The organism is Streptomyces olivochromogenes (assembly GCF_021538895.1).
GTDB classification, from domain to species: domain Bacteria; phylum Actinomycetota; class Actinomycetes; order Streptomycetales; family Streptomycetaceae; genus Streptomyces; species Streptomyces olivochromogenes_A.
The window spans coordinates 22,033-46,536 of the sequence record NZ_JADDRL010000077.1 but is presented as its reverse complement, the minus strand read 5'-3'; the positions used below and the strand labels follow the sequence as shown (position 1 = coordinate 46,536).

At 72.1% G+C, this 24,504-nt stretch carries 20 protein-coding genes; 13 read left to right on the top strand and 7 right to left on the bottom strand.

Features of this window, described 5'->3' with window-relative positions; all coding sequences use genetic code 11:
• Positions 1 to 83 precede the first annotated feature (83 nt).
• The gene (locus IPZ69_RS31625) at positions 84 to 2,621 is read right to left on the bottom strand and encodes a DEAD/DEAH box helicase (RefSeq protein WP_235458085.1); all 2,538 of its coding nucleotides are present in this window, start codon (positions 2,619 to 2,621) and stop codon (positions 84 to 86) included.
• 492 nt (positions 2,622 to 3,113) lie between these two features.
• On the opposite strand from IPZ69_RS31625, the gene IPZ69_RS31620 reads away from it, so the two are divergent.
• Entirely contained in the window at positions 3,114 to 3,863 is a 750-nt protein-coding gene (locus tag IPZ69_RS31620; protein ID WP_235458084.1) for a ferritin-like fold-containing protein, read from the top strand.
• 20 nt (positions 3,864 to 3,883) lie between these two features.
• Here the strand turns inward: IPZ69_RS31620 and IPZ69_RS31615 are convergent, their stop codons facing one another.
• The 4 genes from IPZ69_RS31615 to IPZ69_RS31600 all read right to left on the bottom strand — a co-directional run bounded on the left by IPZ69_RS31615 (position 3,884) and on the right by IPZ69_RS31600 (position 5,769).
• Positions 3,884 to 4,153 carry a hypothetical protein gene (locus IPZ69_RS31615; RefSeq protein WP_235458083.1) on the bottom strand — a complete coding sequence of 90 codons (270 nt, stop codon included), beginning with the start codon at positions 4,151 to 4,153 and terminating at the stop codon, positions 3,884 to 3,886.
• Between the two features lie 210 nt (positions 4,154 to 4,363).
• Positions 4,364 to 4,591, bottom strand: a complete 228-nt coding sequence (locus IPZ69_RS31610; RefSeq protein ID WP_235458082.1) for a DUF3107 domain-containing protein — start codon at positions 4,589 to 4,591, stop codon at positions 4,364 to 4,366.
• A gap of 141 nt (positions 4,592 to 4,732) precedes the next feature.
• On the bottom strand, positions 4,733 to 5,377 hold the full coding sequence (locus IPZ69_RS31605) for a TetR/AcrR family transcriptional regulator (RefSeq protein ID WP_235458081.1): 645 nt from the start codon (positions 5,375 to 5,377) through the stop codon (positions 4,733 to 4,735).
• Positions 5,378 to 5,544: 167 nt separating this feature from the next.
• Complete coding sequence (locus tag IPZ69_RS31600; protein WP_235458080.1) at positions 5,545 to 5,769, bottom strand: hypothetical protein; 225 nt, start codon at positions 5,767 to 5,769, stop codon at positions 5,545 to 5,547.
• A gap of 187 nt (positions 5,770 to 5,956) precedes the next feature.
• Between IPZ69_RS31600 and IPZ69_RS31595 the strand changes: the two genes are divergently transcribed.
• The 12 genes from IPZ69_RS31595 (at position 5,957) to moeZ (ending at position 21,090) form a co-directional block, all read left to right on the top strand.
• Positions 5,957 to 7,108, top strand: coding sequence for an alpha/beta fold hydrolase (locus tag IPZ69_RS31595; RefSeq protein WP_235458079.1), 1,152 nt, complete (start codon positions 5,957 to 5,959; stop codon positions 7,106 to 7,108).
• Between the two features lie 9 nt (positions 7,109 to 7,117).
• Positions 7,118 to 8,848, top strand: coding sequence for a DUF3152 domain-containing protein (locus IPZ69_RS31590; protein ID WP_235458078.1), 1,731 nt, complete (start codon positions 7,118 to 7,120; stop codon positions 8,846 to 8,848).
• 56 nt (positions 8,849 to 8,904) lie between these two features.
• Positions 8,905 to 9,000: an Ms4533A family Cys-rich leader peptide gene (locus tag IPZ69_RS47950; protein WP_356148122.1), complete on the top strand. Its 96-nt coding sequence runs from the start codon at positions 8,905 to 8,907 to the stop codon at positions 8,998 to 9,000.
• A 204-nt stretch (positions 9,001 to 9,204) separates the two neighbouring features.
• Complete coding sequence (locus IPZ69_RS31585; RefSeq protein ID WP_235458077.1) at positions 9,205 to 10,923, top strand: ABC transporter substrate-binding protein; 1,719 nt, start codon at positions 9,205 to 9,207, stop codon at positions 10,921 to 10,923.
• 4 nt (positions 10,924 to 10,927) lie between these two features.
• Positions 10,928 to 11,971, top strand: coding sequence for an ABC transporter permease (locus IPZ69_RS31580; RefSeq protein ID WP_235458076.1), 1,044 nt, complete (start codon positions 10,928 to 10,930; stop codon positions 11,969 to 11,971).
• Positions 11,968 to 12,966 carry an ABC transporter permease gene (locus IPZ69_RS31575; RefSeq protein WP_235458075.1) on the top strand — a complete coding sequence of 333 codons (999 nt, stop codon included), beginning with the start codon at positions 11,968 to 11,970 and terminating at the stop codon, positions 12,964 to 12,966. The genes IPZ69_RS31580 and IPZ69_RS31575 overlap by 4 nt, the downstream gene beginning before the upstream one ends.
• A complete protein-coding gene (locus IPZ69_RS31570) occupies positions 12,963 to 14,579 on the top strand; it encodes an ABC transporter ATP-binding protein (RefSeq protein ID WP_308407566.1) in 1,617 nt (538 codons plus the stop codon). Before IPZ69_RS31575 ends, IPZ69_RS31570 begins: the two co-directional genes overlap by 4 nt.
• A 209-nt stretch (positions 14,580 to 14,788) precedes the next feature.
• The gene (locus IPZ69_RS31560) at positions 14,789 to 16,459 is read left to right on the top strand and encodes a DUF3492 domain-containing protein (RefSeq protein WP_235458074.1); all 1,671 of its coding nucleotides are present in this window, start codon (positions 14,789 to 14,791) and stop codon (positions 16,457 to 16,459) included.
• On the top strand, positions 16,456 to 17,958 hold the full coding sequence (locus IPZ69_RS31555; protein WP_235458073.1) for a hypothetical protein: 1,503 nt from the start codon (positions 16,456 to 16,458) through the stop codon (positions 17,956 to 17,958). The genes IPZ69_RS31560 and IPZ69_RS31555 overlap by 4 nt, the downstream gene beginning before the upstream one ends.
• Before the next feature lie 193 nt (positions 17,959 to 18,151).
• The gene (locus tag IPZ69_RS31550; RefSeq protein ID WP_235458072.1) at positions 18,152 to 19,111 is read left to right on the top strand and encodes an NAD-dependent epimerase/dehydratase family protein; all 960 of its coding nucleotides are present in this window, start codon (positions 18,152 to 18,154) and stop codon (positions 19,109 to 19,111) included.
• The gene (locus IPZ69_RS31545) at positions 19,099 to 19,848 is read left to right on the top strand and encodes a spherulation-specific family 4 protein (RefSeq protein ID WP_235458071.1); all 750 of its coding nucleotides are present in this window, start codon (positions 19,099 to 19,101) and stop codon (positions 19,846 to 19,848) included. Before IPZ69_RS31550 ends, IPZ69_RS31545 begins: the two co-directional genes overlap by 13 nt.
• 63 nt (positions 19,849 to 19,911) lie before the next feature.
• Positions 19,912 to 21,090, top strand: a complete 1,179-nt coding sequence (gene moeZ, locus IPZ69_RS31540; protein ID WP_235458070.1) for an adenylyltransferase/sulfurtransferase MoeZ — start codon at positions 19,912 to 19,914, stop codon at positions 21,088 to 21,090.
• Positions 21,091 to 21,194: 104 nt separating this feature from the next.
• Here the strand turns inward: moeZ and IPZ69_RS31535 are convergent, their stop codons facing one another.
• Together IPZ69_RS31535 and IPZ69_RS31530 are read right to left on the bottom strand one after the other, a co-directional pair.
• A complete protein-coding gene (locus IPZ69_RS31535) occupies positions 21,195 to 22,742 on the bottom strand; it encodes an alpha/beta hydrolase (RefSeq protein ID WP_235458069.1) in 1,548 nt (515 codons plus the stop codon).
• Positions 22,743 to 22,885: 143 nt separating this feature from the next.
• Positions 22,886 to 24,421, bottom strand: coding sequence for an alpha/beta hydrolase (locus tag IPZ69_RS31530; protein ID WP_235458068.1), 1,536 nt, complete (start codon positions 24,419 to 24,421; stop codon positions 22,886 to 22,888).
• Between the last annotated feature and the right edge of the window lie 83 nt (positions 24,422 to 24,504).

The following is a 24,504-nucleotide window of genomic DNA, read 5'->3' as shown; positions in this document are numbered from 1 at the left end:
TGGGCGCAGACGCCGACGGCCCGGTCCCACGTGAGGTGGGCCGGGCCGTCGGGGTGTTGCTCCTGCTGTTTCCAGGTGCCGGATCAGGCCTCCGGGGTCGCCTCCACGGCGGCCGCGGCCTTGCGGGTCCGGCGGACCCTCGGCTTCGCCTCGGCCGTCTCGCCGGTGGCCTCGACGGCGGGCGCCGTGGCCTTGCGGGTACGGCGCGGCTTGGCCTCCGGCTCCTCGCCGGCCTGCGCCGGAATCTCGGCGGTCACCGCTTCGGCGACGGCCTTGCGCGTCCGACGGGCCTTGGGCTTGGCCTCCGCACCGTCGACGGCGTCGACGGCCGCCTCGGCGACGGTGGCGGCGGCCTTCCGCGTACGGCGCGGCTTGGCCGGCTCGGCCTCCACACCCTCGGCCGTCTCCACAGCCGCGGTCGCCTTACGGGTCCGGCGCGGCTTGGCCTCGGCCTCGGCGGCCTCCGGCGTCGCCACGGCGGCCGCCGCGGTCTTGCGGGTGCGACGGGGCTTGGCCTCGGTGCCCTCGGCCGTGTCCACGGCCGCCTCGGCGGCGGCAGCGGTCTTGCGCGTACGGCGCGGCTTGGTCTCCGTGACCTCCGCGGCGTCCACCGCGGTCACCGTGTCCACAGCGGCCTCGGCCGCCTTGCGCGTACGGCGTCGGGGCTTGGCCTCGGCGGCTTCGGTGACCTCAGCGGCCTCGACGGCCTCCACGGTGGTCGCGGTCGCCTCCGGGGCGACAGCGGCCTTCTTGCGGGTGCGGCGCGGCTTGGCCTCGGTGGCCTCCGCCGTGTCCACCGCGGTCTCGGCGGCGGCCGCCGTCTTCCGCGTGCGGCGCGGCTTGGTCGCCGGGGCTGCGTCCTCGGTGCCCTCGGCCGTGGCGACCGCGGTCTCGGCGGCCTCGGTCGGCTCGGCGGCCTTGCGGGTACGGCGGCGCGGCTTGGCCTCCGCGACCTCGGTGACCTCGGCGACCTCGGGGGTCTCCACGGTCGCGACGGGCTCCGCGGCAGCCTCGGTCGTGCTCTCGGCCGGGTTCACCGCCCGCTCCGCGGACCTACGGGTGCGGCGGCGACGCGGCTTGTCCGGGGTCTCGACCGCGGCCGGACCCTCCGCCGTCTCCACGGCGGCCTCAGCGGCCTGCGTCGGCTCGCTGACCGTGGTGGCGGCGACCGCCTCGCCTGATGCCCCGCCGCGCGTACGGCGACGGCGACGCGGGGTGCGGGTGCCGGCCTGCTCCTCCGCCGTGCCGGCCTCGGTGCCCGGCGACGCGGAGTCGACCGGCGTACCGACGGCCGTGGCGTCGGCCGGAGCCCCACCGCGCGTACGACGGCGACGACGCGGCGTACGCGCCGGACGCTCGCGCTCGGCCTCGGCGGAACGGTCCTCGCCGCGTCCGCCCCGGCCACCGCGACCGCGCGCACCGCGGCCGCCGGTCTCGCCCAGGTCCTCCAGCTCCTCCGCGTCGAGGCCGGCGCGGGTGCGCTCCGAGCGCGGCAGGACACCCTTGGTGCCCGCCGGGATGCTCAGCTCCTCGAAGAAGTGCGGGGAGGTGGAGTACGTCTCCACCGGGTCGTTGAAGCCCAGCTCCAGCGCCTTGTTGATCAGCTGCCAGCGCGGGATGTCGTCCCAGTCGACGAAGGTGATCGCCGTACCCTTGGCGCCCGCGCGGCCCGTACGGCCGATGCGGTGCAGGTACGTCTTCTCGTCCTCGGGGGACTGGTAGTTGATGACGTGCGTCACACCCTCGACGTCGATGCCGCGGGCGGCGACGTCGGTGCAGACGAGGACGTCCACCTTGCCGTTGCGGAAGGCGCGCAGCGCCTGCTCGCGGGCGCCCTGGCCGAGGTCGCCATGGACCGCGCCGGACGCGAAACCGCGACGCTGGAGCTGCTCGGCGATGTCGGCGGCCGTGCGCTTGGTGCGGCAGAAGATCATCGCCAGTCCGCGGCCGTCGGCCTGCAGTATGCGGGCGATCATCTCCGGCTTGTCCATGGAGTGCGCGCGGTAGACGAACTGCTTGATGTTCGCGACCGTCGCGCCCTCGTCGTCCGGCGCGGTGGCGCGGATGTGGGTGGGCTGCGACATGTAGCGGCGCGCGAGACCGATGACCGCGCCCGGCATGGTCGCCGAGAACAGCATGGTCTGCCGCTTGGCCGGAAGCATGTTGATGATCTTCTCGACGTCGGGCAGGAAGCCCAGGTCGAGCATCTCGTCGGCCTCGTCGAGGACCAGGGACTTGACGTGCTTCAGGTCGAGCTTCTTCTGGCCGGCGAGGTCCAGGAGCCGGCCCGGGGTGCCAACGACCACGTCGACGCCCTTCTTCAGGGCCTCGACCTGGGGCTCGTAGGCCCGGCCGCCGTAGATCGCGACGACGCGCACATTACGCACCTTGCCCGCGGTCAGCAGGTCGTTGGTGACCTGCGTGCACAGCTCGCGCGTCGGGACGACGACGAGGGCCTGCGGGGCGTCGGTGAGCGCCTCGGGCGCGGCGCGGCCGGCCTCGACGTCGGCGGGGACGGTGACGCGCTCAAGGAGCGGAAGACCGAAGCCCAGCGTCTTGCCGGTGCCGGTCTTGGCCTGGCCGATGACGTCGGTGCCCGAGAGGGCGACAGGGAGCGTCATCTCTTGGATGGGGAAGGGAGTGATGATGCCGACGGCCTCCAGGGCCTCGGCGGTCTCGGGAAGGATTCCGAGTTCACGAAACGTCGTAGTCAGGGTGCTGCCTCTTCTGTGTGGCGCGGCGCGAGGCGAGCTCGGGGGTCGTGTCAGGACCGTGCTGGGGACGTCGACTGCCTAACGGGCGAGCCGTGGGGGGCAAGCCGTTTGGCGCGGGACCACTGCCGACGCTCTAGCGCTCGTACCGCTGAGGGTCCCTCTGGTTGTCGTACGCACAGTGCCGTACGGCCAGGAGGGCTGTCGGGTCGGAGCCGATCGGGCCACCGACCGGGCATCCTCATACCTGCGGCCTGTCGAGGTACGACCAAGTACCAGCAGGCGCATTACCACCATACCCCGGAATCGCGCACACGCGATGGCCGATTTGGTCACGTAGTCGTGGTCACAGTGGTTGACCACGGGCTTCCGTCCCGCGGCGGGCGGGCTATTGTGCGCTTCATGACGAGCTCTGACAAGCCTGCCAACGCCCCCGAGGAAGCCTCGACGGAAGCCACCGGAGTCGCCGCCCAGGACTGGGCGAAGGCCTCCGCCGACCCGCAGTACCGTGCCGCGGTCGTGGACCTGCTCGGCGCACTCGCCTACGGCGAGCTGGCGGCGTTCGAGCGGCTCGCGGAGGACGCCAAGCTGGCGCCGACGCTGGCGGACAAGGCGGAGCTGGCGAAGATGGCGTCGGCCGAGTTCCACCACTTCGAGCGCCTGCGGGACCGGCTCACGGAGATCGGCGAGGAGCCGACCCGGGCGATGGAGCCGTTCGTCGCGGCCCTCGACGGCTTCCACAAGCAGACGGCGCCCTCGGACTGGCTGGAGGGCCTGGTCAAGGCGTACGTCGGCGACTCGATCGCCAGTGACTTCTACCGGGAGGTCGCGGCCCGCCTCGACTCCGACACGCGTGAGCTCGTGCTGGCCGTCCTCGACGACACCGGGCACGCCGGCTTCGCCGTCGAGAAGGTGCGCGCGGCGATCGACGCGGACCCGCGCGTGGGTGGCCGGCTGGCTCTGTGGGCACGGCGTCTGATGGGCGAGGCGCTGTCGCAGTCCCAGCGTGTGGTCGCCGACCGGGACGCGCTGTCCACGATGCTCGTCGGCGGCGTGGCGGACGGCTTCGACCTCGCCGAGGTCGGCCGGATGTTCTCCCGGATCACCGAGGCGCACACCAAGCGGATGGCGGCCCTGGGGCTGGCGGCGTAGTCGCCGGACGGGGTCAGGTACTACGCCGTCGCTGATCGTCGCCGGAGTCTCCCGGCCGGGCGCAGCAGCAGGGACAGCGAGGCCGCGGAGACGATCGCGGCGCCGAGGAGACTCAGCAGGCCCGTGCCGGGGCCCAGCGCGCTGTGGGTGACGAAGTCACCGAACAGGGCTCCGGCGACGCCCGTGCAGAACACCAGCGGGCGGGCCGGCAGCCGGTGGGACAGGCGGTGCATCGCGACCCAGGCGAGGGCGACACCGAGCAGGGCGGAGCCGAGAGCTTCCAGGATCATGACGGGGGTCCCTCCCACACGGCCGGCCCGCGCTTCGCGGTCGTAGCCCGTCATACCCGTGACCTGCGGAATGCAATCCTCCCCTGTGGGTGACTTGTGCACCGGCTGTGATGGTCGTTCACGTGTGCCGATGCACGGCGGGACGACCGGGGACGACGCGGAAGGGGGCCCGGTGGCGTGTGCCACCGGGCCCCCTTCCGTCAGCTGTGACTACAGCGCGCTGAAGCCCACCTTGCGCACCGCCGGCTCGCCGAGTTCGACGTACGCCAGACGGTCCGCAGGGACCAGGATCTTGCGGCCGCGCTCGTCCTCCAGGCTCAGCAGCTGCGACTTCCCGGCCAGCGCATCGGACACGAGGCGCTCGACCTCCTCCGCGCTCTGACCGCTCTCCAGAACGATCTCGCGGGGCGCGTGCAGCACGCCGATCTTGACCTCCACGGCTATGTCCCTCCGACGGTCAGTGAAGTGCGCGACCTTCCGCGCCGTACCAGCACACATTAGCCCGGTGAGGGGACGTCCACGCTCCGCGCAAGAACGCCAGGAGCGAACAGCGGGAGGGAACAATCCCGGCCGGTGCCGTCAGTGGATCTGTTCGTTCCCGTGCAGCGGGAACCCGGCGATGCCGCGCCAGGCCAACGAGGTCAGCAGCTGCACCGCCTGGTCGCGCGGGACGCTGCGGTCGCTGTGCAGCCAGGAGCGCGCGACCACCTGGGCGAGGCCGCCGAGACCCGAGGCCAGCAGCATCGACTCGGCGCGGGACAGACCCGTGTCCTCGGCGATGACGTCGCAGATCGCCTCGGCGCACTCGTTGGTGACCTTGTCGACGCGCTCGCGCACGGCGGGCTCGTTCGTCAGGTCCGACTCGAAGACCAGGCGGAAGGCGCCGCCGTCGTCCTCGACGTACGCGAAGTACGCGTCCATCGTCGCCCGGACACGCTGCTTGTTGTCGGTCGTCGAACCCAGGGCGCTGCGCACGGCCTGGATCAGGGACTCGCAGTGCTGGTCCAGCAGGGCGAGGTAGAGGTCGAGCTTGCCCGGGAAGTGCTGGTAGAGCACCGGCTTGCTGACGCCGGCGCGCTCGGCGATGTCGTCCATGGCGGCCGCGTGGTAGCCCTGCGCCACGAAGACTTCCTGGGCGGCGCCCAGCAGCTGGTTGCGTCGGGCACGGCGCGGCAGGCGTGTGCCCCGCGGGCGTGCCGCCTCTGTCTGCTCGATGGCTGTCACGCCGCCTCCCAAAATCGTCCACATGCGGTGAGCGCCGCGCGGCCATCGTACTTTTCGGTAACCGTGATGTGCGCGGTGCGAGCGCAGAATTTCACGTACCGGACGGTGGCGAAAGCCGTATCGGAGGACTCGAACAGGGCAGGTCGCTCTCTGTCCGCGCTCCACTGTCAGCGGTAGTCGTCCTCGTCCAGGGAGACCACGCGCGCCTGTTCGATGAGGTCGGCCTCGTTCGCTCGGTCCGGATCCACACCGGTGAGAGGGTCGTCGCGCTCCGGGACGACGTCCGCCAGTTGCTCGGCGGCGTCACCCTCGGAAGCCTCGACGTCGATCTCGACGGCGTTGTCGACCTGCAGGTCCTGGATAGAGTCGGGGTCGATGGGGTCATAGGCCATGGTGGGCTCCCTTTCTACGAACGTCCCTGGGAGAAGCAGGGGCTACTGCGGGTGCCCTCTGTATGAGCCTAGGAGACCCGTGATGCGGACGCTATGCGGTCTTCTGCGTCATCGCGTCGGCTTCTCGGGTGGTTTCTGTGACGGCGAACACATGAGTCACAGCGTGATCGTCTCGTAACATTGCCGCATGTCTTCGACCGAGCTGCCTTTCGTGCCGCCTGCCAGCGTGCTCCCCAAGGTGGCGCCCGTCAGGGTCGCGGAGGGCGAGCGGCTCAGGTCCGTGCGGCTGCCCGGTGTGACGCTCTCGATCCGGTCGAGACCTCCCGCGCGCGAGGGTCTGCCGCGCGCGTTGTACGTCCACGGGCTCGGCGGTTCCTCGCAGAACTGGTCGGCGTTGATGGCCGGGCTCGACGGCGTGGTCGACAGCGAGGCGGTCGACCTGCCGGGCTTCGGTGACTCCCCGCCGCCGGACGACGGCGACTACTCCATCACGGGCCACGCGCGCGCGGTGATCCGCTATCTCGACGCGGCCGGGCACGGTCCGGTCCACCTCCTCGGGAACTCGCTGGGCGGAGCCGTGGCCACGCGCGTGTCCGCCGTCCGCCCCGATCTCGTACGGACGCTCACGCTGATCTCGCCCGCGCTGCCGGAGCTGAGGGTGCAGCGGACCGCGGTGCCGACGGCGCTGCTGGCCGTGCCCGGTGTGGCCGCGCTGTTCACCCGCGTCACCAGGGAGTGGACGGCCGAGCAGCGGGTCCAGGGTGTGCTGGCGCTGTGCTACGGCGACCCCGGGCAGGTGACGCCGGAGGCCTTCCGGCACGCCGTCGAGGAACTGGAGCGGCGGCTGCAACTGCCGTACTTCTGGGACGCGATGGCGCGGTCCTCGCGCGGGCTGGTGAACGCGTACACGCTGGGCGGGCAGCACGGGCTGTGGCGGCAGGCCGAGCGCGTCCTCGCCCCCACGCTGCTCATCTACGGTGGGCGCGACCAACTCGTCGGCTACCGCATGGCACAGAAGGCCGCCCGCTCCTTCCGCGACACGCGCCTGCTGTCCCTGCCGGACGCTGGGCACGTCGCGATGATGGAGTACCCGGAGACGGTGAGCGCGGCGTTCCGGGAACTCTTGGCGGAGGTCGGGGAGTTGGGCTTGGTGAATGACGGCGGCGTCGGGATGTCCGGCGGCTCCGGTGGTGCCGGTCGTGCCGGTGCGGTGACGGAGGGTGGTGTCGGTCCGGTGGCGGAGGGCGGTGCGCGTTCGGTGGTCGACGGCGGTCCCGGTTCCGCCGGCAGCGTTACGGCTGCCGGGGGCGACTCCTCCGGCACGGGTGCGGGGAGCTGAGGGACCGACGTGGGACGCCACAGCCGCCGCGGGCCCGCACCCAAGGGTGACGCCGCGGACATAACCGCAGAGCCCGGAAAACGTGGCGCCGAGGGATCTCCCCAGGGCGCGCCGCAGGCCGTGCGACTCGGCCACCCGGGGCTGGAGCCGGGGGCCGGTCAAGGGCCCGCGCCGCTGCCCGGGCAACGGCAGCCGTACGAGGGCCACGAGGCTCCGGGGTTCGGGGCAGCGCGCGGCCCGCAGCAGACGCGGGTACCGGGGGCGCCACGCTTCGCCGACGGCACGCCCGCTCACGGGACGCCGCATCTCGCCGACGGCACTCCCGCGCGCGGTGTGCCGCGTTTCCGGAACGGGGCCCCCGCGCAAGGGGGCCCGCGTCCTGCCGACGGCACGCCCGCCCGGGGTGTCCCGCGTCTGCCGGACGGCACCCCGGCTCGCGGTGTGCCTCGGTTCCCGGACGGCACCCCTGCCCACGGCACCCCCCGTCCGCCGGACGGCACGCCTCCGCAGGGCACCCGCCGCCTCCCGGACGGGACCCCTGCTCACGGCACCCCCCGTTTCCCCGACGGCACCCCCGCTCGCGGCGTCCCCCAGGCCCGCGGCGGGCATCCCGAGCAGCGTGAAGCCGGCGGTGGCTGGGGCGCGTTCAAGGGGCGGGCCGGGGCTTCCCCACAGGGCGCGGCCGCGGGGCCCGGTGCGGCCCTGCCGCGGCAGCGCAAGGGGGCGGCGCCGGGCGGGCCACGGCAGGACTACCTCGACGCCTTCGGCGAGGACGACGTCTTCACCCCCCGCTCCGACGACCGCTTCCCCCTCCGGTCCGAGGCGGGAACGCTGCGGGAGGAGTCGTACGCCCCCGTCGGCGACCCGCTCGCGCCGGAGACCTCCGCGGACGACGACGACGCGCCCCCGACGGGCCCGGCGGCGCAGACCAAGGGGACCAAGGGCCGGGCCTTCACCGGCATCGCGGCCGCCGCCGTCACCACCGTGCTCGCCGTGATCGTGGCCGGACAGGTCGCCGACGGCCACGAAGGCAACGACGTGCAGTCGCGTTCGGCCCCCGACCAGGCCCGCACCGACCACGACTCCGCCTCGCGCGGCAAGGACCGGACGACCCCGTCCGCGGCACCGAGCGTGGCGACGCTGACGTACGACCAGAAGATGGGCAAGAAGTACCCGCTCAGCGCCACCTTCAAGGGCTCGGGCAAGTTCGACGCGGTCCCCGGTTTCGACAAGGCGCCGGGGAAGGGGCAGAAGTACACCTACCGCGTCGACGTGGAGCAGGGGCTCGGTCTCGACGGCGAGCTCTTCGCCGCCGCCGTGCAGAAGACGCTCAACGACGGCCGCAGCTGGGCGCACAAGGGCGCCCGCACCTTCGAGCGCGTCTCCTCCGGCAAGGCGGACTTCGTGATCACGCTCGCCAGCCCCGCCACCACCGCCACGTGGTGCGCCAAGTCCGGTCTGGACACGGCGGAGGGCAACGTCTCCTGCGACTCGGCCTCCACCGAGCGCGTGATGATCAACGCGTACCGCTGGGCGCAGGGCTCGAAGACGTACGGCGACAAGATGCACGCCTATCGGCAGATGCTCATCAACCACGAGGTGGGTCACCGCCTCGGCTACGGCCACGTCACCTGCGACAAGGACGGCGAGCTGGCCCCGGTCATGCAGCAGCAGACCAAGTTCCTCGACCACGACGGAATCCACTGCCTGCCCAACCCCTGGCCGTTTCCCGGGAGTTGACGGACGCCTCCGAGGTCACATTGACATGAGCAGAATGTTCGTTCATATTTCTGCGCATGTGGTCTAGTCATGCCGACTCCGACAGCGCCGCCATCGAGCTGGCGCTCATCGGCGTGACCGCACTCTGCGTGGCCGACATCTACTGTCGCTGACGCTCGCCCCTGGCGTTCGCGTCGCGACTTTCACCTTCACCTCTTCCGTGATCGTGCCGCTGCCCATGTCCGGCAGCTGCTGTCACGGGTTCTTCGACGACCCGGCGCCGGGGCAGACGTCTGTCCGCATTCGTCTCACCCTTCGTTCATCCGTCTCATCATTCGAGAAACCCTCGAAGAGAACCCCGAGAGGTCGTCATTCCGATGCGTCAACCGTCCGTGCACAGAGCCCGCGTGGCCACCGTTTCGCTTGCCTTGGTCGTGGCAGCGGGCGCCGCCGCCTGCGGGCCGAAGGACAACGATGCCAAGGGCTCCGCAGGCGACTCCACGCCCCACAAGGGCGGCACGCTCACGGTCCTGAACTCCGAGCCGCAGACCGACTTCGACCCCGCCCGCCTGTACACCTCCGGCGGCGGCAACGTCCCGTCCCTGGTCTTCCGCACGCTCACCACCCGCAACCGCGAGGACGGCGCGGCCGGCGCCGAGGTCGTCCCGGACCTCGCCACCGACACCGGGCGCCCGAACAAGGACGCGACCGTGTGGACGTACACCCTGAAGAAGGGCCTCGCCTACGAGGACGGCACGCCGATCACCTCCGCCGACATCAAGTACGGCATCGAGCGCTCCTTCGCCCCCGAACTCTCCGGCGGCGCCCCCTACCTGCGGGACTGGCTGGTCGGCGCGGCGGACTACCAGGGGCCGTACAAGGACAAGAAGGGCCTGTCGGCGATCGAGACGCCGGACGAGCGGACCCTCGTCTTCCACCTGAACAAGCCCGAGGGCGAGTTCCCGTACCTGGCCACGCAGACGCAGTTCACGCCCGTCCCGAAGGGCAAGGACACGGGCACCAAGTACGAGGAGCACCCGGTCTCGTCCGGCCCGTACAAGGTCGTCAAGAACGAGAACGACGGTGAGCACCTCGTCCTGGAGCGCAACCCGCACTGGTCGGCGGCCACGGACGCCGAGCGCAAGGCCTACCCGGACACGATCGACGTGCGCTCCGGCCTCGACTCCTCCGTGATCAACCAGCGGCTGTCCGCGTCCCAGGGCGCCGACGCCGCCGCGGTCACCACCGACACCAACCTCGGCCCGGCCGAGCTCGCCAAGGTGACCGGCGACAAGGAGCTGGCCGCGCGCGTGGGCACCGGCCACTTCGGCTACACGAATTACCTCGCGTTCAACCCGACGGTCAAGCCGTTCGACGACGTCAAGGTACGGCAGGCGATCTCGTACGCCGTCGACCGGTCGTCCGTGATCAACGCGGCGGGCGGCTCCGCGCTGGCCGAGGCCGCGACCACCTACCTGCCGAACCAGAAGTCCTTCGGCCACGAGCCGTACGACCTCTTCCCGGCGGGCGCGACCGGCAACGCCCAGAAGGCCAAGGAGCTGCTGAAGCAGGCCGGTTACGGCAAGGGGCTCACCCTCACGCTCACGCATTCCAACGACAAGAACTTCGAGACCAGCCCGGAGATCGCCACCGCCGTCCAGGACGCCCTGAAGAAGGCCGGCATCACGGTCCGGCTCCAGGGTCTGGAGGACAACGACTACCGGGACAAGATCCACAGCGTGAAGACCGAACCCGGCTTCTTCCTCGCCCACTGGGGTGCCGACTGGCCCTCCGGCGGTCCCTTCCTCGCCCCGATCTTCGACGGCCGCCAGATCGTCAAGGACGGCGCGAATTTCAACACCGGCCTGCTCGACGACAAGTCGGTCAATGCCGAGATTGACGCGATCAACAAGTTGACCGATCTTGACGCTGCCGCCAAGCGGTGGGGTGCACTGGACAAGAGGATCGGCGAGCAGGCCCTGACCGTGCCGCTGTTCCACCCCGTCTACAAGCGCCTGTACGGCAAGGACGTCAAGAACATCGTGATCAGCGACTGGACGGGCGTGCTGGACATCTCGCAGGTCTCGGTGAAGTAGCGCCGTGAGCGAGACACTCGTCGCCTCGCGGACCCCCGGGACGGACACACCCGTCCCGGGGGCCTCGGGGGCTTCCCGGTTCTGGCGGCGGCTGCGTGCGCGGCCCTCCGCCCTCGTCGCGGCGGCCGTCGTCGCGCTGCTCGTCCTGGTCGCGCTCGCCGCGCCGCTGCTCACCGCAGTCGAGGGCCAGGACCCGACCACCTACCACCCCTCCCTGATCGACTCCGCGCGCGGCGGCGTGCCCCTCGGCTCCTTCGGCGGCATCGGCGCGGACCACTGGCTCGGCGTCGAACCGCAGACGGGACGCGACCTGTTCGCGCGGCTCGTGTACGGGGCCCGGGTGTCGCTGGGCGTCGCGCTCGCGGCGACCGCCTTGCAGGTCGTCCTGGGTGTCGCGATCGGCGTCGGGGCCGCCCTCGGCAACCGATGGGTCGATCAACTGCTGAGCCGGGCCACGGACATCATCGTCGCCATGCCGCTCATGGTGATGTCGCTGGCGCTCCTCGCGATCGTCCCGGAGAGCTTCCCGCGGACCGTCCTCGTCACCTTCGTCATCGGCCTGATCGGCTGGGGCAACATCGCCAAGATCGTCCGCGCGCAGACGCTCACCCTCAAGGGGCTCGACTACGTCTCCGCCGCCCGGCTGAGCGGCTGGGGCAGATGGCGGATCGCCCGCCGCGAGCTGCTGCCCGGCCTCGCCGCGCCGGTCATCACGTACGCGGCGCTCCTGGTGCCGTCGAACATCTCCGTGGAGGCCGCCCTGTCCTTCCTCGGTGTCGGTGTGAAGCCGCCGACGCCGTCCTGGGGACAGATGCTCACGGCCGCCGACGTCTGGTACCAGGCGGCCCCGCAGTACCTGCTGCTGCCGGCCGGCGCCCTGTTCCTCACCGTCCTCGCCCTGACCGTCCTCGGCGACGGAGTGCGCACGGCCCTCGACCCGCGCGCGGCCTCCCGCCTGCGCGTGGGCACCGGCCGCAGGCGCGAGGCGAAGGCGGGCGAAACGGCCCACAGTGAGAGCGACAAGCCGCACAAGGAGGGCAACGCATGAACGGCTTCGGCGGGTTCGTCCTGCGCCGCGCCGTCGGCACCGTGATCACCCTGCTCGCCATCTCGGTGATCATCTACGTCGTCTTCTACGCCACCCCCGGCAACGTCGCCCAGATCACCTGCGGCCCGCGCTGCTCGCCGGAACAGGTGCGCCAGGTCACCGAGCAGCTGCGGCTCGACGACCCGCTCTACCTGCGGTACTGGCACTTCCTGGTGGGCATCCTCGTGGGCCGGGACTACTCCACCGGAACCTCGCTGGAGCACTGTGCGGCCCCCTGCCTGGGCCTGTCCTACCAGAGCGACCAGCAGGTCCTGGACATCATCCTGACGAAGCTCCCGGTCAGCCTCTCGCTCGTGCTGGGCGCGATGGTGCTCTGGCTCGTGCTCGGCGTCGGCACCGGCGTGCTGTCCGCGTGGCGGCGCGGCCGGATCTCCGAGCGGGTGCTCACCGCTGTCACGCTCGCCGGCACGGCCACGCCCGTCTTCGTCATCGGCCTCGTCCTGATGATCGTCGTCTGCGGCGAGTTCCAACTGCTGCCCTTCCCGCAGTACGTCCCCTTCACCGACGACCCCGAGCAGTGGGCGTGGAACCTGCTCCTGCCGTGGTTCTCGCTCGCCCTCATCGAGGCGGCCGCGTTCGCCCGTCTCACCAGGGCGTCGATGCTGGAGACCCTCGCCGAGGACCACATCAGGACCTTCCGGGCCTACGGCGTCGGCGAGCGGGCCATCATCCGCAGGCACGCCCTGCGCGGCGCCCTGGCACCGGTCATCGCGCTGAACGCAAACAACGTCGGCTCGGCCGTCGGCGGCGCCGTCCTGACCGAGACCCTCTTCGGCCTCCCCGGCATCGGCCAGGAACTGGTGCACGCGGTGAAGGTCGTCGACCTTCCGGTGGTCGTCGGCATGGTCCTGGTCATCGGCTTCTTCGTGGTCCTCGCCAACGCCGTCGCGGACGTGCTGTACGCGGTGGCCGACCGACGGGTGGTGCTCGCATGAGCCTGGTGGACGTCACGGACCTGACCGTGGAGTTCGGGTCCCTGCGGGCCGTGGACGGGCTGTCGTTCCGCCTGGAACGGGGTGCGGCCCTCGCCCTGGTGGGCGAGTCCGGCTCCGGCAAGTCGACCGTCGCCGGGGCGCTGCTGGGCCTGCACCACGGCACGGGCGCCCGGATCGGCGGCTCGGTCCACGTCGTCGGCACCGACGTACAGCGGGCCTCCGACGAGGAACTGCGGCGGCTGCGCGGCGGGAAGGCCGCCATGGTCTTCCAGGACCCGCTGTCGTCGCTCGACCCGTACTACGCCATCGGCGACCAGATCGCCGAGGTGCACCGCGTGCACGCGCGCGTGTCGCGACGGGCGGCACGCGCGCGTGCCGTGGAGGTGCTCGACCGGGTGGGAATCCCGGACGCCCGGCGGCGGTCCCGTTCCCGCCCGCACGAGTTCAGCGGGGGCATGCGCCAGCGTGCCCTGATCGCCATGGCGCTGGCCTGCGCACCGGACCTGCTGATCGCCGACGAGCCGACCACGGCCCTGGACGTGACCGTTCAGGCCCAGATCCTCGACCTGCTGCACACGCTGCGCGAGGAGACCGGCATGGGCCTGCTGCTCGTCACGCACGACGTGGGTGTCGCCGCCGAGAGCGTCGACGAGGTGCTGGTCATGCGGCACGGCAAGGCCGTCGAGCACGGCCCGGTCGGCACGGTCCTCGGGGCGCCCGCGCAGGCGTACACCCGCGAACTGCTCGGCGCCGTCCCGCGCGTGGACGCGCCGCGCGGCGCGTCACGGGCGACCGACGAGGTCGTCCTGGAGGCGACGGGACTCGGCCGCGCCTTCGGCCGCGGCAAGCAGCAGGTCGTGGCCGTGGACGACGTGGCGCTGACGATCCGCCGGGGCGAGACCCTCGGCATCGTGGGCGAGAGCGGCAGCGGCAAGACCACCCTGGGACGCATGCTCGTCGGACTGCTGGAGCCGACGGCGGGGCGGATCAGCTACGAGGGCAGCGCGCACACCGGTGTGAACCCGGCCGTGCAGATGGTCTTCCAGGACCCCGTCTCCTCCCTCAACCCGCGCCGCAGCGTGGGCGAGTCCATCGCCGACCCGCTGCGCGCGCGGGGGGAAGCGCGAGGGGAAGTGGGAGGGGAAGGGGCCGAGGAGCGCATCCGGGAGCGCGTACGGGCACTGCTGGAGCGCGTGGGGCTCGAAGGGGCGCACTACGACCGCTACCCGCACGAGTTCAGCGGCGGACAGCGCCAGCGCGTGGGCATCGCGCGGGCGCTCGCGGCCGACCCGCGCGTCATCGTCTGCGACGAGCCCGTGTCCGCGCTGGACGTCACCACCCAGGCCCAGGTCGTCGCCCTGCTCGGCGAACTGCAGCGCGAACTCGGACTCGCGCTCGTCTTCGTCGCGCACGACCTCGCCGTCGTACGTCAGGTCAGTGACCGGGTCGCGGTGATGCGACGGGGCCGGATCGTCGAGTCCGGACCCGCCGACGAGGTGTACGACTCCCCGCGGGACCCGTACACCCGGCGGCTCCTCGCCGCCGTACCCGCCCTCGACCCCGAGGTCGCGGCCCGTCGGCGGGCCGCCCGACGGGAGTTGGCGGTGGCGTGATCCCTTCGGTCCGGATGTGACGATCCGTGCGCGGTTGATCTCCTAGCGCGACGGAACGCGACCCGCACGGGAAAGTTACGACCGTTCACCCCTTTTGGTGGCGCGACGGACAACCGTCCGTCGCGCCACCGTCCTGTCCGCATACCTTCGTCCCGCTGCGAGCCGCCGGGCAACGGTGGCTCCCCATATGGGAGATCGGGGGTGCACTCGTGCGCATCGGACTGCTTACGGAGGGTGGCTATCCGTATGTGAGCGGTGACGCCAGGCTCTGGTGCGACCGGCTCGTGCGCGGGCTCGGGCAGCACGACTTCGACATCTACGCGCTCAGCCGCAGCCGACAGCAGGAGGACGAGGGCTGGATCCCGCTCCCGCCGCAGGTCAGTCGGGTGCGTACGGCCCCGCTGTGGACGGCCGAGGACGACGCCGTGGTGTACGGGCGGCGCGCACGCCGGCGCTTCGCCGACTGCTACGGCGAACTCGCCGAGGCGGTGTGTTCCGGGTCGGACGACCAGGCGGACCGTTTCACCTCCGCGGTGTACGGACTCGCGGAACTGGCCCGCGAGGAGGGCGGCCTGGTCGGCGCGCTCCGCTCCGACACCGCCCTACGCGCGCTGGAGCGCGCCTGCCGTGCGCCCGGAGCGCTCCGCGCGGCGCGCGAGGCCCGGGTGCCCGAACTGCTCACCGTGGCCGCGCACCTCGAACGCACCCTGCGCCCCCTCTCCCTCGACTGGTACACGGAAGAGGGCCTCGGTTCGGCCGACCTGTGCCACGCGGCGGCCGGCGGACCGGCGGCCCTGCCCGGACTGCTGGCCCGTCACTTCTTCGGCGTACCGCTGCTGGTGACCGAGTACGGCGTGCAACTGCGCGCCCACTACCTGGCCTCCGGGGACGCCGCCCCCGCCGTGCGGGCCCTGCTCGCCTCCTTCCACGGCAGGCTCGCCGCCGAGGTCTACGCCCGCGCCGCCGTCGTCACGCCCGGCAACGCGCACGCCCGCCGTTGGCAGGAGCGCTGCGGTGCGGATCGCGCCAAGATCCGCACGGTCTACCCGGGCATGGAGGCCTCCCGCTTCGCGGAAGTGGGCGAGTCCGAGGACCGGGCCGACCCGGACACGCTCGTGTGGGTCGGCCGGGTCGAGCCCGCCAAGGACCTGGTGTCCCTGCTGCACGCCTTCGCGGAGGTCCGCAAGGACGAACCCAAGGCGCGCCTGCGGGTCGTCGGCGCGCCGTCGGGCCCCGACGGCGAGGCGTATCTGGGGCACTGCAGAGCCCTCGCCGCGCAGCTCTTCCCGGACGAGGCCGACGGCGTGCACGCCGTCGGCGACAACCCGGTGTCCTTCGAGGAGATCGGCGGCCCGGAGTGCCCGACCCTCGCCGACGCCTATGCCTCCGGCACCGTGATCGTCCTCTCCAGCGTCGTCGAGGGGTTCCCGATCAGCCTGGTCGAGGCCATGTTCTGCGGCCGCGCGACCGTGTCCACGGACGTCGGCGCGGTGGTGGAGGTCATCGGCGGCACGGGACTGGTCGTGCCGCCGCGCAATCCACGGGCGCTCGCCGAGGCGTGCGTGGCGCTGCTGCGCATTCCCGAGCGCCGTGAGCGTCTCGGCGCCGCCGCGCGCGCCCGAGCGCTCGAACTGTTTACCGTCGAGCAGAACATCGCGGCATTTCACGGCATTTACCTGGAGATCGTCGCGCACTGCCCCGTCCGCTACGCGGTCGACGACGCCCGCGAGCCCCGCCCCTTCGCCGTCCCGGCCGAGGCCCACATCCCCGGCCGCTGGACCGGCCCCGCCTCCCGCGTCCTCGCCCGCGGCGGACCCGGCTGGGCCACCACCGCACCGGCATGCGCCACACCCGTCACAGCCCCGGAGGCGGCCCGATGAGCGACCTGGGTGAACTGGACCGTCCCGGCACCCCCGGCAGCCCCGGCGCCTGGGACGCCCCGTCGGAGGGGTGGCGCCGACGGGGGTCGGAGGACGTGGGAGAGCCGGAGGCGGACGACCCTGGCGCGTGGGGAGCCGACGCCTCCGTCCGACGGGACGCGTACGGCTCCAACGCGGCGGAGCCGGAACGCTCCGGCGCGCGCGAGCCGGACGGCTTCTCCACGGGCGACTCGGACGGCTTCGGCATGGGCGGCTCGGGTGCTGCGGACCGGATCGGCGCCGCTCCCGTCGAGGTACCCGAGTGGGACTCCCCGCGTGCGGTCGCCTCGTCGACGACGGCGGCGGCGGGCGGGAGCCGAGTCGGGGCCGAGGCGGGCAGGGGGCGCAGACCCGCCGCCCGCAGGGGTGCCGCCGACCCTGTGAAGGCGCTGATGCACCGTCACCGCGATTTGTGCGAGCGGGCCGTCGACCCGCTGGAGATTGCGGCGGGCCTGGAGGCGCACGGCATCACCGACCGCACCGCCGCCCGCTTCCGACACCGCGACGTGTTCTCGCTCGCCGAGGAGATGTACGCGCGCGTGCCCCGCGACGGCGACGGCCTCCCGCACGCCGAGACCGCCACCACTGTCAGGGCCCGCGCCGACTGGGCCCTGCTCACCCTCCTCCCCGGAGCCCTGAGCGCGGCGGTCGTGGCCGCCCTGCATCTCACCCACGGCCGCACACGACTCCTGGCGGCCGCCGTCGGCGTCCTCGCCGTGGTCCTCGCCCTGCGCACGGCACTTCGCCGGGGCCCGCTGAGCACGCCGCCCGGCACGCACGCGTGGGCGACCGCGGCACGCACCCGCGCGTGCGTCCACTGGCTCCTCGCCTACGCCCTCCTCGGCGACGGCCTCCTCCTCGCCGTCCTGCACGGCGGCCCCGACAGCCCGCCCACCGGCACACCGGACGGATCCTGGCCCCTGTCCACGGCTCCCGTCCTCGCGCTCGTCCTGGCCTGCGCCCCGGCGGCCTGGACCGCCCACCTCTTCGCCGCCCGCGCCCGCCGCAGGCTCGCGGCGAGCCGCGGCCTGGAGGAGTTCACCGCCGCGGCACGGCCCCTGCTGCTCGGCGCCGTGACCCTGTTCCTGGGCGCGCTCACCGTCCTGGCCGCCCTGTGCGGCGCGGCCCTGCACGAGCCCGCCGCCTACCCCGAGGTCCTCACCCTGGGCGCACTCCTCCTGGTGGCCCGCCTCCTCGCCGTCCACCACCACCCGCACGCCGCCGCCCACGCCCTCGCCGCGGCGGTCGCGACCGAGGCGGCGGCCCCGGCCCTGGTCCTCGGCGGGCGCCTCCCGGGGTGCGCCTTCCTGTCCACCCCCGTCGAAACGCTCGTGGACGCCTGGGGCGTGGGCAGCGTCCCGGCCCTCGCCTGCGGAGCGGCCGCCCTCGCCCTGCTGGGCCACGCCGCCCGCACGCTGACCCGCGCGTCGGCGCACGCGGCGACGGGAGAGGCCCGGTGACCGACGCGACCCACCGCCGCGCGCGGCACATCCGCCCGCGCGACCACGGATCAGCCCCCGCCGCAGGTGCCCGGCCGGGCCACCAGAGGCAACCGCATCATCCCTTCGAAGGAGAACACCAGATGACCACCTCCCGACCCGGAGCGTCCGGAGCCACCGGAACAGCCGGAGCGCACACCCCGGGAGCCGAACGATGAGGGTCCTGCTGATCGGAGCCAACGGCTACCTCGGCCGCTTCGTCGCCGACCGTCTGCTCGCCGACCCGGCCGTCCAGCTCACCGCACTCGGCCGCGGCGACGACGCCGACGTCCGCTTCGACCTCGCCACCGGCAGCCCCGGGGCGCTCACCCGCTTCCTCGACGCGGTCCACCCCGGCGTCGTCGTCAACTGCGCCGGCGCCACCCGCGGCGGAGCCCGCGAACTCACCCGGCACAACACCGTCGCCGTCGCGACCATCTGCGAGGCCCTGCGCCGCAGCGGCTGCGGCGCCCGCCTGGTGCAGGTCGGCTGCAGCTCCGAGTACGGCCCGAGCCAGCCCGGCTCCTCCACGGCCGAGGACGCGGTCCCGCGCCCCGGCGGCCCGTACGGCGTCAGCAAACTCGCCGCCACCGAACTGGTCCTGGGCTCCGGCCTGGACGCCGTGGTCCTGCGCGTCTTCTCGCCCGCCGGACCCGGCACCCCGGCCGGCTCCCCGCTCGGCCGCCTCGCCGAGGCCATGCGCCGCGCCATGCAGTCCGGCGACGGCGAACTCAAGCTCGGCGGGCTGGGCGCCCAGCGCGACTTCATCGACGTCCGCGATGTGGCACGCGCCGTCCACGCCGCCTCGCTCTCCGCCGCCCAGGGCGTCATCAACATCGGTTCCGGCCGCGCCGTCCGCCTCCGTGACGCCGCCGCCGTCCTCGCCCGGGTCGCCGGGTACGGCGGCGCCCTGCACGAACTCGACGGCCCGCCCGGCCCCCTGCGGATGGCCATCGGCCACCCCCGCTCCGAAGCCGACCACGCGGGCCCCGTCGCGTACCCGTACCCGGACGGCTGCGGCAGCTGGCAGCAGGCCGACGTGCGCACCGCACGCGACCGGCTCGGCTGGCGGCCCCGGATCAACCTCGAAGAGTCCCTGGCCGACATCTGGATGGAGGCGGCATGCCGCATCTGACCAGCGCCGCGGTCGGTACGGCGCACACCGGCGTCCGTACCGGCTTCGGCGTCCCCGGCTATGCGCACCCGCTCGTCGCCCCGGCCGAGTGGGCCGAACTCACCCGGCCGGGCACGCCCCTGCACTGGGTCGTCCTCAACGTCGCGGGCGGCCCCGGCACTCGCCCCGATCCGCACTGCCTGGCGGCGGTGGCCCGGCTGCGCACCGCGGGCGTCCGCGTCCTCGGCCACCTGGACACCACCTTCGGCGCCCGTGCCCGCGCCGACCTGCTCGGCGACGCGCACCGCTATCGCGACTGGTACCGGGTCGACGGCTTCCTCCTCGACCGCTGCCCGACCGAGCGCACCGCGCTCCCCGACGTCCGCCGCACCGTCACCGCGCTCCGCGCGAGCGGTGACGATCCCCACATCGTCCTCGGCCACGGCACCCATCCCCACCCGGGCTACGCCGAGAACGCCGACCAACTGGTGACCTTCTCCGGCTCCTGGTCGGACTACCGCTGGTCGCAGGTCGCCGAGTGGACCGCCGACTATCCGCCCGACCGCTTCTGCCACTGCGTGCACAGCGTGCCCCGCGGCCACCTCGACGAGGCGCTGCGCATCGCCCGCTGGCAGGGCGCGGCGACGATCTACTTCACGGACCGCACCGACCAGGGCGGCCGCGCCGACCCGTGGGAGACCATGCCCGGCTACTGGGACGAAATTGTCTCGCGGATCGGAACAGGTGTCTCGGAATGAAGAAGCCCATGGCAGTGTTACAGCGAGAACAACCGTAGTGATTGACCGACCAACGGAGTCCCCGTGTCGCTGCCACCCCTGGTCGAGCCGGCTTCCGAGCTCACCGTAGACGAGGTCCGCAGGTACTCCCGCCACCTGATCATCCCCGACGTCGGGATGGACGGGCAGAAGCGGCTGAAGAACGCCAAGGTGCTGTGTGTGGGCGCCGGCGGCCTGGGCTCGCCGGCGCTGATGTACCTGGCCGCCGCGGGCGTCGGCACGCTCGGCATCGTGGAGTTCGACGAGGTCGACGAGTCGAACCTGCAGCGCCAGATCATCCACAGCCAGTCGGACATCGGCCGCTCCAAGGCCGAGTCCGCCCGTGACTCCGTCAAGGGCATCAACCCGTACGTGAACGTGATCCTTCACGAGGAGCGGCTCGAAGCCGACAACGTGATGGACATCTTCAGCCAGTACGACCTGATCGTCGACGGCACGGACAACTTCGCGACCCGCTACCTGGTCAACGACGCCTGCGTGCTGCTGAACAAGCCGTACGTGTGGGGCTCGATCTACCGCTTCGACGGCCAGGCCTCGGTCTTCTGGTCCGAGCACGGTCCCTGCTACCGCTGCCTGTACCCGGAGCCCCCGCCGCCCGGCATGGTTCCGTCCTGCGCCGAGGGCGGTGTGCTCGGCGTGCTGTGCGCCTCCATCGGCTCCATCCAGGTCACCGAGGCCATCAAGGTCCTCACCGGCACCGGTGAGCCCCTGGTCGGCCGACTGATGATCTACGACGCCCTGGAGATGCAGTACCGCCAGGTCAAGGTCCGCAAGGACCCCAACTGCGCGGTCTGCGGCGAGAACCCGACCGTCACCGAGCTCATCGACTACGAGGCCTTCTGCGGCGTCGTGTCCGAGGAGGCCCAGGAGGCGGCGCTCGGCTCGACGATCACTCCGAAGCAGCTCAAGGAGTGGATCGACGACGGCGAGAACATCGAGATCATCGACGTCCGCGAGATCAACGAGTACGAGATCGTCTCGATCCCCGGCGCCAAGCTGATCCCCAAGAACGAGTTCCTCATGGGCACCGCCCTGGCGACCCTCCCGCAGGACAAGAAGATCGTCCTGCACTGCAAGACGGGTGTCCGCAGCGCCGAGGTCCTCGCCGTGCTGAAGTCCGCGGGCTTCGCGGACGCCGTGCACGTCGGCGGCGGCGTGATCGGCTGGGTCAACCAGATCGAGCCGGACAAGCCGGTCTACTAGGCCCGCGCCTTTCAGGCCCGCGCCTTCCCTGGTCCCGGAGGGGCTCGGCACCACGAGTGCCGGGCCCCTTTCCGGTGTCCGGGGCGCCGCGCCCGGCGCCGACGCTACGAGCAGACCTTGCCGTCCTTCGGCACCGTGCCCTTGAGCAGGTACGCGTTCACTGTCGAGTCCACGCAGTCGCTCCCGTTGCCGTAGGCGCCGTGTCCCTCGCCCTTCCAGGTGAGCTCCACACCGACACCGTTGCCCAGTTCGTCGGCCATCCTGCGGGCGCCCTCGTAGGGGGTCGCCGGGTCGCCGGTGTTGCCGACCAGCAGGATCGGCGCCGCGCCCGGCGCGCCGACCTCCGGGCTGTCGTACTGCCCGGCTACCGGCCAGTCGTGGCACCAGCCGGCCGTGTCCCAGCCCAGGAAGTCGCCGAACACCGGCGAGATCTTCTCGAACTCCGGCAGCCGCTTCTTCGTCTCCTCCAGCGTCGGCCGCTGCTTGTCGTCCAGGCACGATATGACCCGTTGGGCGTGGGTCGTCGTGCCGTAGTGGCCGGAGGAGTCCCGCTCGTTGTAGTTGTCGGCGAGCGAGAGCAACTGCGAACCGTCGCCCCGCTCCGCCGACTTCAGGGCGTTGGTCAGCGTCGGCCAGCTGGCCTCGCTGTACAGCGGCAGGACGATGCCGGTGACCGCGAGCGTCTGCGTGAGCTTGCGCCCGGAGGAGGTCGGCAGCGGCTTGGCGTCGATCCGCTTCAGCAGGTCCGCGATCTTCTGCGCCCCCTGCTTCGGGTCCTGGCCGGTGGACTTCAGGTAGTCGTCCAGGGCCCGCTGGAAGCCCCGCGCCTGGTTCTCGGCGTGGCCCATCGCGTCCGCGCTCGGGTCGACCACCGCGTCGAGGATGAGCCGCCCCACGTTCTTCGGGAACAGGTGGGCGTACACACCGCCGAGTTCGGTGCCGTACGAGATGCCGAAGTAGTGCATCTTCTCGTCGCCGAGGACCTGGCGCATCAGGTCCATGTCCCGGGCGGTGTCGGTCGTCGACACGTGCGCGATCAGCTTCCGGGCGGCCTTCTGGCAGCCCTTGCCGAAGTCGGCGGCGTCCTGGAAGTAGGCCTTTTCCTCGGCCGGGGTGTCAGGGGTGGCGTCCACCGTCTCGGCGGACTGGATCTGGCGGTCGCCGCGGCAGCGGATGCCCTCGCTCTCCCCGACCCCGCGCGGGTCCCAGCTCACCAGGTCGTACCGCTCGCGGAGCTTGGAGGCCGTGGCCGCGTAGTACGGCATCATCGAGACGCCCGAGCCGCCCGGTCCGCCGAAGTTGAACAGCAGCGAACCGATCCGCTGGTCGGCGTCGCCACTGGACTTGGCCCGGATCAGCGCGAGGCCGATCGTCGAGCCGTCCGGCTTCGCCCAGTCCAGCGGCACCTTGAGGGTGGCGCACTGCCAGTCGGCGCCGGGCGCGGACGAGTCCCCGGTGGCCTTGCAGCGGCCCCAGTCAGGCTTCTGCCCCGTCAGCGAGGCGGGCAGGTCGGCTGCTGCCGTGGTGGCCGGCGACCCCGACGGCGGGCCGGACCGTCCCTTGCTTCCGCCCTCGTCCGAGGATCCGCTGCTGCAACCGGCCACCAGCGCGGCCGCGGCGACCGTGGCCGCCCAGCGTGGAAAACGCGACATGTGCACCCCCTCAAGAGCTCTCCGCATCGAGCAGCGGGGAGCGGTCAGGCCATCGTAGGCGGATCAAGCGAAGCCCGCTCCGGCCTGTGGATAACCGTCTGACCTGCGGTTTTCCTGGAGTGTATGTGAGGAGAGCGCGTGCGTCAGGCGCAGACCGTGCCGGCCCGAGGCACCTTCCCGTCCAGCAGGTAGCCGTTCACCGCGTCCTGCACGCACTTGTTCTTGCTGTCGTAGGCCCCGTGCCCCTGTCCCTTGTAGGTCAGCTGCACACCGACGCCCTTGCCCAGCGCCTCCACCATTTTCCGCGCGCCCTCGTACGGCGTCGCCGGGTCGCCGGTGTTGCCCACGACGAGGATCGGCGCCGATCCCGGCGCACTCACGTCGGGATGGTAGGCGGCGCCCGGCACCGCCCAGTTGGTGCAGCTGATCATGCCCCAGGCCAGGAAGTCCCCGAACAGCGGGGACGCGGCGCGGAACACCGGCAGCCTCTCCTGAACGTAGTCGGCGGTGTACCGCGGTTTGTCGTCGGCGCAGTTGATGGCGACGTTGGCCGCGGTGATGTTGCTGTACTCGCCGTTCTCGTTGCGCCCGTTCATCGAGTCGGACAGCAGCAGCAGGATCCTGCCGTCACCGTCGTACGCCTCCTCCAGTCCCTCGGTGAGGTACTCCCAGAAGTCCTTGGAGTACAGGGACTGCGCGATGCCGTTCGTCGCGGCGGTCTGGGTCAGCTCGCGCGGGAAGACGCCCGGGATCGGCTTCTTCTCAAGGTCGTTGAGCAGCTTGGCGATCCGGTCCTTGACGTCCTGGGCGGTGTCGCCGATCGGGCACTCGGTCGCCTTCGACACGCAGTCCTGGGCGAAGTTGTCGAGCGCCAGCTGGAAGCCCTTGGCCTGCCCGAGGGAGCCCTGTTCGGGGTTCTGCGTGGGGTCGACGACCCCGTCGAAGACGGCCCTGCCCACGTGCTTGGGGAACAGGTGGGCGTAGACACCGCCGAGTTCGGTGCCGTAGGAGATGCCGAAGTAGTGGAGCTTCTTGTCGCCGAGGACCTGGCGCATCAGGTCCATGTCACGGGCGGCGTCTGTGGTGCGGACATGCGGCAGGACCTTCTTGGAGCGCTTTTCGCAGGCCCCGTTGAACTGCTTGGTGCGGTTGACGAGCTGGGCGCGCTCGGCCGCGTCGTCGGGCGTCGCGTCCTGCTGGAAGAATTCGTCGAGCTGGGCGTCGTCCTCGCACTCGACGGGGGCGCTGCGGCCGACACCGCGCGGGTCGAAGCTCACCAGGTCGTAGCGGGTGCGCAGTTTCGCGTAGTCCTCGCCGAAGGCGGGCAGGGTGGTGACGCCGGAACCGCCGGGGCCGCCGAAGTTGAAGATCAGCGAGCCGATCCGCTTGCTCGGGTCGCCGCTGGCCTTGGCCCGGATCAGCGCGAGGTCGATGGTGGGGCCCTTGGGATCGTTCCAGTCGAGGGGCGCCTTCATGGTGGCGCACTGCCAGGTGCCGCCGTTCGGCAGCGGTGACGGGGCGCTGCCGCCGCCCTCCGCCTCGGAGGGGGCGGGGCAGTCCTTCCATTGAAGTTTCTGTGCCGTCAGATCCCGGTTCGCGGAGTCGCCGCCGCAGCCCGCGAGCAGGGCAGGCAGCAGGACGGCTGCGGAGAGGGCGACGAGGATCCGGGAGGGGTGCATACGTCCATCCTGGATCCGTGGCCGCCGGAGCGCTCGGGGCGCGGGCCGTAAGAGGTACGCCCCGGCCGGTGCCCACGGGGCGC

What these genes read in the sequence shown, in the direction of transcription:
- IPZ69_RS31545 (WP_235458071.1), top strand. Translation starts at nt 19,099, where the DNA reads ATGCCGCATCTGACCAGCGCCGCGGTCGGTACGGCGCACACCGGCGTC.
- IPZ69_RS31600 (WP_235458080.1), bottom strand. Translation starts at nt 5,769, where the DNA reads ATGGCCTATGACCCCATCGACCCCGACTCTATCCAGGACCTGCAGGTC.
- IPZ69_RS31615 (WP_235458083.1), bottom strand. Translation starts at nt 4,153, where the DNA reads ATGATCCTGGAAGCTCTCGGCTCCGCCCTGCTCGGTGTCGCCCTCGCC.
- IPZ69_RS31550 (WP_235458072.1), top strand. Translation starts at nt 18,152, where the DNA reads ATGAGGGTCCTGCTGATCGGAGCCAACGGCTACCTCGGCCGCTTCGTC.
- IPZ69_RS31555 (WP_235458073.1), top strand. Translation starts at nt 16,456, where the DNA reads ATGAGCGACCTGGGTGAACTGGACCGTCCCGGCACCCCCGGCAGCCCC.
- IPZ69_RS31530 (WP_235458068.1), bottom strand. Translation starts at nt 24,421, where the DNA reads ATGCACCCCTCCCGGATCCTCGTCGCCCTCTCCGCAGCCGTCCTGCTG.
- IPZ69_RS31535 (WP_235458069.1), bottom strand. Translation starts at nt 22,742, where the DNA reads ATGTCGCGTTTTCCACGCTGGGCGGCCACGGTCGCCGCGGCCGCGCTG.
- IPZ69_RS31575 (WP_235458075.1), top strand. Translation starts at nt 11,968, where the DNA reads ATGAACGGCTTCGGCGGGTTCGTCCTGCGCCGCGCCGTCGGCACCGTG.
- IPZ69_RS31620 (WP_235458084.1), top strand. Translation starts at nt 3,114, where the DNA reads ATGACGAGCTCTGACAAGCCTGCCAACGCCCCCGAGGAAGCCTCGACG.
- IPZ69_RS31570 (WP_308407566.1), top strand. Translation starts at nt 12,963, where the DNA reads ATGAGCCTGGTGGACGTCACGGACCTGACCGTGGAGTTCGGGTCCCTG.
- IPZ69_RS31625 (WP_235458085.1), bottom strand. Translation starts at nt 2,621, where the DNA reads ATGACGCTCCCTGTCGCCCTCTCGGGCACCGACGTCATCGGCCAGGCC.
- IPZ69_RS47950 (WP_356148122.1), top strand. Translation starts at nt 8,905, where the DNA reads ATGTGGTCTAGTCATGCCGACTCCGACAGCGCCGCCATCGAGCTGGCG.
- IPZ69_RS31595 (WP_235458079.1), top strand. Translation starts at nt 5,957, where the DNA reads ATGTCTTCGACCGAGCTGCCTTTCGTGCCGCCTGCCAGCGTGCTCCCC.
- IPZ69_RS31585 (WP_235458077.1), top strand. Translation starts at nt 9,205, where the DNA reads ATGCGTCAACCGTCCGTGCACAGAGCCCGCGTGGCCACCGTTTCGCTT.